Raw genomic sequence first — 11,637 nt, forward strand, 5'->3', positions numbered from 1 at the left:
CCGGTTCAGTGGCCGGACGTCGCCTTCAGCCCCACCACGGCCACCAGCAGCAGACAGACGAAGAAGATCCGGGCGGCGGTCGCCGGCTCCCCCAGCACCACCATGCCGAGCACCGCCGCACCGGCCGCGCCGATACCAACCCACACGCCGTACGCGGTACCGATCGGCAGTGTCTTCGCCGCATGCGACAGCAACAGCATGCTGGCGACGATCCCGGCGCCGGTGAACAGGCTCGGCCACAGCCGGGTGAACCCCTCGGTGTACTTCATCCCGATCGACCAGCCGACCTCAAGCAGACCGGCGACGATCAACAGAACCCATGCCATGACAGCACCTCCGGCAACGAAAACACGGACAACAGGTGCGTCGTCTTTCGTTTGTCCCGGTACGGCGCGTCTCGTCGGGGTCCCCCCAAGGTAGCAAACCCGCGGAGACCCCTGCGAAGGGCTACAGAAGAAGGGGTGCGGAAGGAGGGCTACAGATAAAGCCCGGTGGAATCCTCGGACCCCTCGAACCGGTCCGCCGCGACGGCGTGCAGATCGCGCTCGCGCATCAGTACGTACGCCACCCCGCGCACCTCGACCTCGGCGCGGTCCTCGGGGTCGTACAGCACCCGGTCCCCCGGTGTCACCGTCCGTACGTTCTGCCCCACGGCCACCACCTCGGCCCAGGCCAGCCGCCGGCCGACCTCCGCCGTCGCGGGGATGAGGATGCCGCCGGACGAACGCCGCTCGCCCTCCGGGATGTCCGTCCTGACCAGCACGCGGTCATGGAGCATCCGGATGGGCAGTTTGTCGTGCTGGTCGCGTTGGTTGTGGGTGTTCTCGCTCACGCCCCAGAACCTACCTGCCCAGGGCGCCGGCGCACGCCACAGGGGCGGATCAAAGCTTGCGGCGCCTCGTCGACACCACCAGCAGCCCCACGAGCCCGACCGCCACCAGCGCCACCGGCACCAGCCGCTCCAGCCGCGGCGCGCCGTCGTCCTTGACGAACGGCGCCCGTACGCCCGCCAGCGTCCTGTTCACGGCCACGAACGCGCGTCCGGCCGTCTGATCCACCGTGGAGACCACCTTGGCCTTGGCGTCGCCGACGATCGTCTTCGGGTGCACCCGCACCCCGATCTCGTCGAGCGTCTCGGCGAGCTGTCCGCGCCTGCGGACGATGTCCGCCTCGATCTGCGCCGGGGTCCTGGAATCCGACACCGCGCTGCCTCCGTCGTCGTGTCCGGTAGTCCTTCGCCGACAGTCTGTCAGCTCCGTCGTCGCCGCACCCGGCGGCACCCCCGATTACGCTCGGCGGCGTACGGCACGACGTCCACCCCGCTCCACCGAGGAGAACCATGAGCGAGCGCCTCCAGCCCGGCGACACCGCCCCCGCCTTCACCCTGCCCGACGCCGACGGCAACGACGTATCGCTCGCGGACCACAAGGGCCGCAAGGTCATCGTCTACTTCTACCCGGCGGCGCTCACCCCCGGCTGCACCAAGCAGGCGTGCGACTTCACGGACAATCTCGACCTGCTGGCCGACGCGGGCTACGACGTCATCGGTGTGTCCCCCGACAAGCCGGAGAAGCTGGCGAAGTTCCGCGACAAGGAAAGCCTCAAGGTCACCCTCGTCGGCGACCCCTCCAAGGCCGTCCTGGAGACGTACGGGGCCTTCGGCGAGAAGAAGATGTACGGCAAGACCGTGACCGGCGTGATCCGCTCCACGATCGTCGTGGACGAGGACGGCAAGGTCGAGCGGGCCCTCTACAACGTGCGGGCCACCGGCCATGTGGCGAAGATCATCAAGGACCTCGGTATCTGAGGGTCCCGGCGTGAGCGAGGTCCCACTCCGGTGTGACCTCGCTTCGCGATCGCCACGACCGCGCGGAAGGTTCCTGTGGACCGGCTCGCCCGAGGAAAGGACCGCTCCTTGGCCGACCGGAAGCACGAGAAGAAGCGCGAGAACCCCACGCCGCGGCGGTCCGACATCACCGTCACCGACGAGGCGGCGGTCAGGCGGGCGGTGAAGGCGGCTTCCCTGGGCAACGCCATGGAGTGGTTCGACTTCGGGATCTACAGCTATCTCGCCGTCACCATCGGACATGTCTTCTTTCCGTCGGGGAACTCCACGGTCGAGCTGCTGTCCTCGTTCGCGACCTTCGCCGTGGCCTTTCTCGTACGGCCGCTCGGCGGCATGTTCTTCGGCCCGATGGGTGACAGGCTCGGCCGTAAGAAAGTGCTCGCCCTGACCATGATCATGATGGCGATCGGCACCTTCGCCATCGGCTTGATCCCCTCGTACGCCTCGATCGGCTTCTGGGCCCCGGCGCTGCTGATCTTCTTCCGGCTGGTCCAGGGCTTCTCCACCGGCGGCGAGTACGGCGGCGCGTCCACGTTCATCGCGGAGTACGCCCCCGACAAGCGCCGGGGATACTTCGGCAGCTTCCTGGAGTTCGGCACCCTCGCCGGATACATCGGCGCGGCGGGCCTGGTCACCGCGCTGACCGCGGCGCTCGGCCCCGACGGTGTGCGGGCCTGGGGCTGGCGCGTCCCGTTCCTGGTCGCGGGGCCGCTGGGGCTGATCGGTCTGTATCTGCGTCTGCGGCTCGACGAGACACCCGCGTTCCGGAGACTGGAGTCGGACACCGCGCGCGTCTTCGAGGCGGCGGACTCGGTGGAGATCACCACGAAGGGCGGCCTCGCCAAGATCTTCCGGCAGTACTGGCCCCTGCTGATCCTGTGCGTCGCGCTGGTCGGCGCGTACAACATCACGGACTACATGCTGCTGTCGTACATGCCGACGTATCTCTCCGACGAGCTGGGCTACAGCGAGACGCACGGGCTGCTCATCCTGCTCGCCGTGATGGCCTTCCTGATGCTGATCATCAATCAGGTCGGCAAGCTCAACGACCGCTTCGGCCGCAAGCCGCTGCTGATGGCGGGCATGCTCGGCTTCTTCTTCCTCTCGCTGCCCGCGTTCCTCCTGATCAAGCAGGGCGGCATCCCGGCGATCACGGCGGGCGTACTGATGCTGGGCCTGTCCCTGGTCTGCCTTCTGGGCACGATGTCGGCCGCGCTCCCGGCGCTGTTCCCGACCGAGGTCAGATACGGCTCGCTCTCGGTGGGCTACAACCTCTCCGCGTCCCTCTTCGGCGGCACGACCCCGCTGGTGATCACGGGCCTGATCAGTCTGACCGGCGACAATCTGATGCCGGCGTACTACTCGATGGCGGCGGCGCTGGTGGGCGTGGTCGCGGTGTCCCGTATGAAGGAAACGGCCCAGCGCCCGCTGGACGGCTCGCCCCCGTCGGTGGCGACCCAGGCGGAGGCGGCGGCACTGGTGGAGTCGCAGTCCCCCGAGTCCAGGTCCTGACCTACGTTCGGCCGCGTGCCCGGTACGATGGCAGGCGGCTGGCGGCGGTGGCGCAATGGCGACGCAGCAGACTTAGGATCTGTGGCCCGTGATAGGGCTTGAGGGTTCGAATCCCTTCCGCCGCACATGAACGGCCTGCGAATCAAAGGATTGATACGCAGGCCGTTTGCGTGCTCCCGGCGGTCAGCCCAGGAGCTCCTTGACGACCGGGACCAGGGCCCGGAACGCCTTGCCCCGGTGGCTGATCGCGTTCTTCTCCGCCGGGGACAGCTCCGCGCAGGTACGGGTTTCGCCGGACGGCTGGAGGATCGGGTCGTAGCCGAAGCCGCCGGTACCGGACGGGGACTCCCGGAGGGTGCCCAGGAGGCGGCCCTCGACCACGCGTTCCGTGCCGTCCGGCAGTGCCAGCGCCGCCGCGCAGAAGAAGTGGGCGGCGCGGTGGGGTGCGGCGATGTCGGAGAGCTGGGCCAGGAGCAGGTTCAGGTTGGCTGTGTCGTCGCCGTGCGCGCCCGCCCAGCGGGCGGAGAAGATGCCGGGGGCGCCGCCGAGGACGTCGACACAGAGGCCGGAGTCGTCGGCCACGGCCGGGAGGCCGGTGGCGTCGGCGAGTGCGTGCGCCTTCAGGAGCGCGTTCTCGGCGAAGGTGACGCCGGTTTCCTTGACGTCGGGGATGTCGGGATAGGCGTCCGCGCCGACGAGGTCGTGGGGCAGACCCGCGTCGGCGAGGATGGCCCGGAGTTCGGTGAGTTTCCCGGCGTTCCGGGTGGCGAGGATCAGGCGGGTCATGCCCCCAGTATCGGACCGGTCCCGGCGTGGCCGGTCAGGGGGTGCAGATCTTGCCGATCTCGGACGCGGCGTCGGTGATGGGAGCGAGATCGGGGGCGGTGTCCCCGTTCTTGACGGCCGTACGGACGTTGTCGACGCCCTTGCCCAGGTCGTCGACGGCCTTGCTCAGGTCGGCGTTGTCGGTCTGGTCCCCGAGGGTGTCGAGCTTGTTGTCGATGTCGTTGAGCGTCTCGTCGATCTTGAGCGGGTTGTCCCCGGCGTTGGAGACGGCCTGCTGGAGGTCGTTGACGCTGCCCGCGATGGCATCGGCGGTCTTGACGCAGTCCAGCGCCTTGTCGAGGGCGCCGCAGCCGGCCGTGAGGGGCAGGGCGAGTGCGGCGGTGGCGGCGAGTGCCAGGGTGATGCGGCGTCGGCGTATCGGCGCGGCGGACATGGCGCGGTTCCTCTCCGAGGTGTGGACGGGCGCACGGTTCGGTCCGTGCGCCCGTGTGGGTGGAGACGCCCCGGGGTTGTTCTTGGTTGCGTCTTTACCCGGCGGCCCCGGCCGGGAAGGCGCCGCTAGAGCGTGCGTGCCGGACGCCGCCGGGCAGGCGGGACTTTGAAGACACGCCCTAGAGGGTCTGGTCGAGCGCCGACCGCTGGATCGCGGCGAGGTCGGCGCAGCCGCCGGTGGCGAGATCGAGGAGCGCGTTCAGTTCCTTGCGGTCGAAGGGCTCGGCCTCGGCGGTGCCCTGGACCTCGACGAAGCGGCCGTCGCCGGTGCAGACGACGTTCATGTCGGTCTCGGCGCGGACGTCCTCCTCGTAGCAGAGGTCGAGGAGGGGGGTGCCGTCGACGATGCCGACGCTCACGGCGGCGACGGTACCGGTCAGTGGGCGGCGTCCGGCCTTGACGATCTTCTTGCCCTGGGCCCAGGCGACGGCGTCGGCGAGGGCGACATAGGCGCCGGTGATGGCCGCGGTACGGGTGCCGCCGTCGGCCTGGAGTACATCGCAGTCCAGGACGATGGTGGTCTCGCCGAGCGCCTTGTAGTCGATGACGGCGCGCAGGGACCGGCCGATGAGACGGCTGATCTCGTGGGTACGGCCGCCGATCTTGCCGCGTACGGATTCGCGGTCGCCGCGGGTGTTCGTCGAGCGCGGCAGCATCGAGTACTCGGCGGTGACCCAGCCTTCGCCGCTGCCCTTGCGCCAGCGCGGGACGCCCTCGGTGACGGAGGCGGTGCAGAAGACCTTCGTGTCGCCGAAGGAGATGAGGACAGAGCCCTCGGCGTGCTTGCTCCATCCACGTTCGATGGTGACGGGACGGAGCTGTTCGGGGGTTCGGCCGTCGATACGAGACATGGGCCCGAGCCTATAGGGACCCGCGCGAAGGGCCTGTTCCGGTGGTCCGGATCAGGCCCTTGGGTGGTTCTGGGGGGCTCTCAGCGCTTCACATCATGTCTTCGATCTCACTGGCGATGGGGTCGGCGTCGGTGCCGATGACGACCTGGATCGCGGTGCCCATCTTCACGACACCGTGGGCGCCGGCGGCCTTCAGGGCGGTCTCGTCGACGAGGTCGGGGTCGACGACCTCGGTGCGCAGGCGGGTGATGCAGCCCTCGACCTCTTCGATGTTGTCGAGTCCGCCGAGCCCGGCGACGATCTTCTCAGCCTTGGTGGCCATGTCTTTCTCCCTGACTGTCGAACTGACTGACGCAAAGCACTGTGGACCGTTTCGTCACGGTAACGCACGGTTGGACCATCTTCACGGGCGCGCGTTCACCACGTACCCAATGATGACGATCAACGGCGCCCCGCCCGCGACCGGCCCTCGGGAGCCTATCGCAACTGGTCTACACCAGTCGGGAACGACGAGAGGGTGCCGATGAGCTCCGACAGCACGGCAGCGCCGCGGCGGAGGCCGGCGCCGCCGTGGAAGAGCTGGCGGAACGGATTGTTCCAGGGGCTTCAGAAGATCGGCCGCAGTCTCCAGCTCCCGGTGGCGGTACTGCCCGCCGCCGGGCTGCTCGTCAGCCTCGGGAATCTCTTCGCCGCGTATCTGCACGGTCCGTTCTGGGACAGGACCGCGAAGGTGCTGAGCCTGGGCGGCGGCGCCATTCTGGACGGCGCGTTCGGGCTGCCGCTGCTCTTCTGCATCGGGGTCGCGATCGGCTTCGCCAAGAAGGCGGACGGCTCCACCGCGCTGGCCGCGGTCGTCGGTTTCCTCGTCTACCACGGTGTGCTGGCCGCCTTCCCGGTGGGCGGCTCGGTGACGAAGGCGAGGCCCGAGGGCATCCCGCAGAACCCCGGGGTGCTCGGCGGCATTCTGATCGGGCTGCTCACGGCGATCGTCTGGCAGCGGTTCCACCGTACGAAACTGGTCGACTGGCTCGGCTTCTTCAACGGCCGCCGTCTGGTGCCGATCCTGATGGCCTTCATCTGCACCCTTCTCGGCGTGGCCTTCGGACTGCTGTGGCAGCCGGTCGGGGACGCGCTGACCGCGTTCGCCAAACAGCTGATCGATCTGGGCGCGTGGGGCGCGGGCATCTTCGGGGTCGCCAACCGGCTGCTCATCCCCATCGGCCTGCACCAGTTCCTGAACACCTTCTTCTGGTTCCAGGCCGGTCAGTACACCAAGCCGGACGGCACCGTCGTGATGGGCGATCTGACCCGGTTCTTCGCCGGGGACCCCTCGGCGGGCCAGTTCATGTCCGGGTTCTTCCCGATCATGATGTTCGGTCTGCCGGCCGCCGCGCTCGCCATCGCGCACAGCGCGCGCCCCGAGCACCGCAAGAGGGTGACGGGCCTGATGGCCTCCCTCGCGCTGACCTCGTTCGTCACGGGCGTGACCGAGCCGCTGGAGTTCTCCTTCATGTTCGCCGCGCCCCTGCTGTACGGTGCGCACGCGCTGCTGACCGGTGCCTCGATGGCGATCACCTGGGCGCTGGGGGTGCACGCGGGGTTCAGCTTCTCGGCCGGCCTGATCGACTATGTGGTCAACTGGCACCTCGACACCAAGCCCTGGCTGATCATTCCGATCGGCCTGTGCTTCGCCGTCGTGTACTACGCGGTGTTCCGCGTCGCGATCAGGGCGTTCGCCATCCCGACCCCGGGCAATGAGCCGGAGGAACTGGAACAGGCCGTGGAGAAGCAGAACACCCAGCCCTGACGACGGTGACTATGGCCCAGGCCACAGTCTCCAATATCGCCGTCGCAGGTTCCTTATGTGATTCACACCGTGCTACAACTGGTCTACACCACTGATGGTGTAGACCACGCGGCCGTGTGCCGTGTTCCCCCTGGAGGAAGTTGATGTCCACGGCCAGCGCCGCCGCTTCGGCGGACAAGAAGCCCTCGGCGGGCAAGAGCAAGGGCAGCGGCGCGATGGCCGTGATGCAGCGTATCGGCCGCAGCCTGATGCTCCCCGTCGCCGTCCTGCCCGCCGGCGCCCTGCTGGTGCGCCTCGGCAACGCCGACATGCTCGGCCGTGACTCGTTCCCGGCGTTCATCACCAAGATCGCCTCGTTCATGGCCGCGGGCGGCAACGCCATCCTGGACAACATGCCGCTGCTCTTCGCGGTCGGCATCGCGATCGGCTTCGCCAAGAAGGCGGACGGCTCCACCGCGCTCGCCGCCGTCACCGGCTACCTCGTCTTCAAGAACGTGCTGGCCACCTTCACCGACTCCAATCTGCCCAAGGTCGCGGCGGTGGTCGACGGCAAGATAGTCATGAACAGCGCGCCCGTCGACGCGAAGGTCCTCGGCGGTGTCGTCATGGGCATCGTGGTCGCGCTGCTCTACCAGCGCTTCTACCGGACGAAGCTGCCCGACTGGGCGGGCTTCTTCGGCGGCCGTCGCCTCGTACCGATCCTCTCCGCCTTCGCGGGTCTGATCATCGGCATCGTCTTCGGCTACATCTGGCCGGTCCTGGGCGCGGGTCTGCACAACTTCGGTGAGTGGCTGGTCGGCTCCGGCGCCGTGGGCGCGGGCATCTTCGGTGTCGCCAACCGCGCGCTGATCCCCGTGGGCATGCACCACCTGCTGAACTCGTTCCCGTGGTTCCAGGCCGGCACGTTCGAGGGCAAGAGCGGCGACATCAACCGCTTCCTGGCGGGCGACCCGACGGCCGGGCAGTTCATGACCGGCTTCTTCCCGATCATGATGTTCGCCCTCCCGGCCGCCTGTCTGGCGATCGTCCACTGCGCCCGCCCCGAGCGCCGCAAGGTCGTCGGCGGCATGATGCTGTCGCTCGCGCTCACCGCGTTCGTCACGGGCGTGACCGAGCCGATCGAGTTCACCTTCATGTTCATCGCGCCGGCGCTGTACGCGGTGCACGCGGTGCTGACCGGTGTCTCCATGGCGCTGACCTGGGCCCTCGGTATGAAGGACGGCTTCGGCTTCTCGGCCGGCGCGGTGGACTTCGCCCTCAACCTGGGCATCGCGACCAACCCATGGGGGCTGGCGCTGGTCGGGCTCTGCTTCGCGGCGCTCTACTACGCGATCTTCCGCTTCGCGATCACCAAGTTCAATATCCCGACGCCTGGCCGGGAGAGCGACGAGGAACTCGCCGAGTTGCAGAAGGCCGAGGCGAAGTAGCCTCCCCGCACGCTCCGTGGGCCCGGCCGTTGTCAGGAACGGCCGGGCCCACGGCTGTGCGTGGCCCGGCTGCCCGTCAGATCTCGTACACCGTGCCGGGAACGGCCAGCTCCGCCGGGCCCGCGTAGACATCGCGCGCGTCGGCCAGGTTCCGCTCGGCGTCCGTCCACGGCGGGATATGCGTGAGCACAAGCCTGCGCGCCCGCGCCCGCGCGGCATGGGCGCCGGCCTCACGGCCATTCAGATGGAGCCCCACGACATCCTCCTTGCCGTGTGTGAAGGCCGCCTCGCAGAGGAACAGATCCGTATCCTCCGCCAGCTCCACCAGCGGCTCGCACACACCGGTGTCCCCCGAGTACGTGAGCGACCGGCCGCCGTGCTCGACCCGGATACCGAAGGTGTCGACGGGGTGCGCGACCTTCTCCGTCCGTACCGAGAAGGGGCCGATGTCGAAGGAGCCCGGCTTGAGCGTGTGGAAGTCGAAGACCTCGCTCATCGACTTGTCGGAGGGCGTGTCCGCGTACGCCGTGGTAAGGCGCTGCTCGGTGCCCTCGGGGCCGTAGACGGGCATGGCGTCACACCGTCCGCCGTCGAACCGGTAGTAACGGGCGACGAAGTAGGCGCACATGTCGATGCAGTGATCGGCGTGGAGATGGCTGAGGAAAATGGCGTCGAGGTCGTAGAGACCAACGTGGCGCTGCAGCTCGCCGAGGGCGCCGTTACCCATGTCGAGGAGCAGCCGGAAGCCGTCGGCCTCTACGAGGTAACTGGAGCAGGCCGATCCCGCGGAGGGGAACGAGCCTGAACAGCCGACGACGGTGAGCTTCATGGAGCGGGAACCTCCGTGGCATGGAAGGGGGGCGACGGGGGTCGTGCGGTTCGTCGAGCGTAAGGCGCGAAAGGGTGGGTCGCTCCTCCACAGTGGGCCGTTGTGGGGGAACTCACCTGGCCTGTCACCGGTTCGGCGTTGCGCCTCCGGCGGGGGCGGCGGGGTGCGGGTGCGGTTGCGTGCGTTGTGGTGCCGGGGGCCGGGGCCTCCGGAGGTACATGTCCGGACGGCATGATTTACGGCGCGCAACGGGCCAGTCGTTGGTTCGGGCGTCCGCGCGCCACAAATCACGCTTTAGTGTCCGGACACGCACCTCCTACGACCCCGACCCCCTCCCGCCCGTGGGCACACTCGGCCTCGCGGTCGGCAGGGCCCGCTTGTGCGGGTGGTGAAGGGGGGCGCGCAGGGGTCGTGTCCGGGACGTAGAGCGTGATTTGTGGCGCGCGACCGCCCGCATCCCAACTGTGGCCGGAGTCGCGCCGTAAATCATGCAGTCCCGGACGCGAGCCCGGAGCGCACCCCGGCGACAACCCGCACACGAAAACCGGCCCCAGCCGAAACGAACCGCAACCACGGCCCCCCGCCGGGATGCGCTACGCCCAGAGTTGGCCCTGTAGCGTCTCGATCGCCTCTTCCGTCGTCGTCGCCGTATAGACGCCCGTCGACAAGTACTTCCAGCCCCCGTCCGCGACCACGAACACGATGTCCGCGCTCTCCCCGGCCTTCACCGCCTTCCGGCCGACACCGATCGCCGCGTGCAACGCCGCCCCCGTCGAGACCCCCGCGAAGATACCTTCCTGCTGGAGCAGTTCACGGGTACGCGTGACCGCGTCCGCGGAGCCGACGGAGAAGCGGGTCGTCAGGACGGACGCGTCGTACAGCTCCGGGACGAAGCCCTCGTCCAGGTTGCGCAGGCCGTAGACCAGGTCGTCGTAGCGCGGCTCCGCGGCGACGATCTGGATGCCCTCGACGTTCTCGCGCAGATAGCGCCCCACGCCCATCAGCGTGCCCGTCGTGCCCAGGCCCGCCACGAAGTGGGTGATGGAGGGCAGGTCGGCCAGGATCTCCGGGCCGGTGGTGGCGTAGTGGGCGCCCGCGTTGTCCGGGTTGCCGTACTGGTAGAGCATCACCCAGGACGGGTTCTCGGCCGCCAGCTCCTTGGCGACCCGTACCGCCGTGTTGGAGCCGCCCGCCGCCGGGGACGAGACGATCTCCGCTCCCCACATGGCCAGCAGGTCGCGCCGCTCCTGCGAGGTGTTCTCCGGCATCACACAGACGATGCGGTAGCCCTTGAGCCTGGCCGCCATGGCGAGTGAGATGCCGGTGTTGCCGCTGGTGGGCTCCAGGATGGTGCAGCCCGGGGTGAGCCGTCCGTCCTTCTCGGCCTGTTCGACCATGTGCAGGGCGGGCCGGTCCTTGATCGAGCCGGTCGGGTTGCGGTCCTCCAGCTTGGCCCAGATCCGGACGTCGTCCGACGGGGAGAGCCGTGGGAGCCGGACCAGAGGCGTGTTGCCGACCGCCGCCAGCGGGGAGTCGTACCGCATCAGACCGGGTACGTTTCGAGCGCGCCGCCGGCCACGGCCGGGAGGATGGTCACGCTGTCGCCGTCGGCGAGCTTGGTGGAGACGCCGTCGAGGAAGCGGACGTCCTCGTCGTTGAGGTAGACGTTCACGAAGCGGCGGAGCTGGTTGTCCTTGGCCGGGTCGATGAGCCGCTCCCGAATGCCGGTGTGCCGGGTTTCGAGGTCGTCGAAGAGCGCCGAGAGCGTGTCGCCGCTGCCCTCGACGGCCTTGGCGCCGTCGGTGTAGGTGCGGAGGATGGTCGGAATGCGGACCTCGATGGCCATGACATGGGCTCCTGATCGGGAGATGGCGTGACGGGCGCGCGGCTGGGCCCCCGCGCGAGGGGGTCGTGCGTACGGAAAGCTGCGCTCGGGGCCGTCGCTCAGCCGGCAGCGCTGGGACAGATGGCACTGGCGAGGCGGCACAGATCGACGTGCAGCCGCGCCACGAGCAGCGGGGTGCTCGGCGTCTTGTCGCTCACGTCGTGGAAAACCATGCGGTCATCGTATCGATTCCCGATCCGCG

The 11,637-nt window shown here is 68.7% G+C and carries 14 protein-coding genes, 1 tRNA gene, 1 pseudogene and 1 riboswitch; of the genes and pseudogenes, 5 read left to right on the plus strand and 11 right to left on the minus strand.

Going from position 1 to position 11,637, the window contains the following annotated elements:
• Positions 1-5: 5 nt before the first annotated feature.
• The 3 genes from M1203_RS31890 to M1203_RS31900 form a co-directional block, all read right to left on the minus strand.
• Entirely contained in the window at positions 6-326 is a 321-nt protein-coding gene (locus M1203_RS31890; RefSeq protein ID WP_030355070.1) for a multidrug efflux SMR transporter, read from the minus strand.
• A 34-nt stretch (positions 327-360) separates the two neighbouring features.
• Positions 361-425: riboswitch (guanidine-III (ykkC-III) riboswitch) on the minus strand.
• Positions 426-475: 50 nt separating this feature from the next.
• A complete protein-coding gene (locus M1203_RS31895) occupies positions 476-778 on the minus strand; it encodes a co-chaperone GroES (RefSeq protein WP_051746386.1) in 303 nt (100 codons plus the stop codon).
• A gap of 103 nt (positions 779-881) precedes the next feature.
• Positions 882-1,202, minus strand: coding sequence for a DUF3618 domain-containing protein (locus M1203_RS31900; RefSeq protein ID WP_249953315.1), 321 nt, complete (start codon positions 1,200-1,202; stop codon positions 882-884).
• 137 nt (positions 1,203-1,339) lie between these two features.
• Between M1203_RS31900 and bcp the strand changes: the two genes are divergently transcribed.
• The 3 genes from bcp to M1203_RS31915 all read left to right on the plus strand — a co-directional run bounded on the left by bcp (position 1,340) and on the right by M1203_RS31915 (position 3,483).
• Positions 1,340-1,807: a thioredoxin-dependent thiol peroxidase gene (gene bcp / locus M1203_RS31905; RefSeq protein WP_249953316.1), complete on the plus strand. Its 468-nt coding sequence runs from the start codon at positions 1,340-1,342 to the stop codon at positions 1,805-1,807.
• Between the two features lie 108 nt (positions 1,808-1,915).
• Positions 1,916-3,358 carry a glycine betaine/L-proline transporter ProP gene (gene proP, locus M1203_RS31910; protein ID WP_249953317.1) on the plus strand — a complete coding sequence of 481 codons (1,443 nt, stop codon included), beginning with the start codon at positions 1,916-1,918 and terminating at the stop codon, positions 3,356-3,358.
• A gap of 41 nt (positions 3,359-3,399) precedes the next feature.
• A tRNA-Leu gene (locus M1203_RS31915) sits at positions 3,400-3,483 on the plus strand.
• A 58-nt stretch (positions 3,484-3,541) separates the two neighbouring features.
• Here M1203_RS31915 and rdgB read toward each other — a convergent pair.
• From rdgB to M1203_RS31935, 4 genes and pseudogenes are all read right to left on the minus strand, one after another.
• Positions 3,542-4,144, minus strand: coding sequence for an RdgB/HAM1 family non-canonical purine NTP pyrophosphatase (rdgB, locus tag M1203_RS31920; protein WP_249953318.1), 603 nt, complete (start codon positions 4,142-4,144; stop codon positions 3,542-3,544).
• 34 nt (positions 4,145-4,178) lie between these two features.
• A complete protein-coding gene (locus M1203_RS31925) occupies positions 4,179-4,577 on the minus strand; it encodes a hypothetical protein (protein ID WP_249953319.1) in 399 nt (132 codons plus the stop codon).
• Between the two features lie 178 nt (positions 4,578-4,755).
• Positions 4,756-5,487 (minus strand): ribonuclease PH, encoded by a 732-nt coding sequence (rph, locus tag M1203_RS31930; RefSeq protein ID WP_249953320.1) that lies wholly within the window; start codon positions 5,485-5,487, stop codon positions 4,756-4,758.
• An 88-nt stretch (positions 5,488-5,575) separates the two neighbouring features.
• Positions 5,576-5,818, minus strand: a pseudogene (locus M1203_RS31935) (glucose PTS transporter subunit EIIB); the annotation flags it as partial.
• A 192-nt stretch (positions 5,819-6,010) separates the two neighbouring features.
• On the opposite strand from M1203_RS31935, the gene M1203_RS31940 reads away from it, so the two are divergent.
• On the plus strand, positions 6,011-7,294 hold the full coding sequence (locus M1203_RS31940; protein WP_249953322.1) for a PTS transporter subunit EIIC: 1,284 nt from the start codon (positions 6,011-6,013) through the stop codon (positions 7,292-7,294).
• Positions 7,295-7,437: 143 nt separating this feature from the next.
• Positions 7,438-8,721, plus strand: a complete 1,284-nt coding sequence (locus M1203_RS31945; RefSeq protein ID WP_249953323.1) for a PTS transporter subunit EIIC — start codon at positions 7,438-7,440, stop codon at positions 8,719-8,721.
• 76 nt (positions 8,722-8,797) lie between these two features.
• Here the strand turns inward: M1203_RS31945 and M1203_RS31950 are convergent, their stop codons facing one another.
• From M1203_RS31950 to M1203_RS39335, 4 genes are all read right to left on the minus strand, one after another.
• Positions 8,798-9,550, minus strand: a complete 753-nt coding sequence (locus M1203_RS31950) for an MBL fold metallo-hydrolase (RefSeq protein WP_249953324.1) — start codon at positions 9,548-9,550, stop codon at positions 8,798-8,800.
• 593 nt (positions 9,551-10,143) lie between these two features.
• Entirely contained in the window at positions 10,144-11,094 is a 951-nt protein-coding gene (locus tag M1203_RS31955) for a PLP-dependent cysteine synthase family protein (protein WP_249953325.1), read from the minus strand.
• A complete protein-coding gene (locus tag M1203_RS31960; protein WP_249953326.1) occupies positions 11,094-11,396 on the minus strand; it encodes a MoaD/ThiS family protein in 303 nt (100 codons plus the stop codon). The genes M1203_RS31955 and M1203_RS31960 overlap by 1 nt, the downstream gene beginning before the upstream one ends.
• A gap of 98 nt (positions 11,397-11,494) precedes the next feature.
• Positions 11,495-11,608, minus strand: coding sequence for a putative leader peptide (locus M1203_RS39335; protein WP_326612102.1), 114 nt, complete (start codon positions 11,606-11,608; stop codon positions 11,495-11,497).
• Between the last annotated feature and the right edge of the window lie 29 nt (positions 11,609-11,637).

This window comes from Streptomyces sp. 35G-GA-8 (assembly GCF_023534745.1).
Classification (GTDB): Bacteria; Actinomycetota; Actinomycetes; order Streptomycetales; family Streptomycetaceae; genus Streptomyces.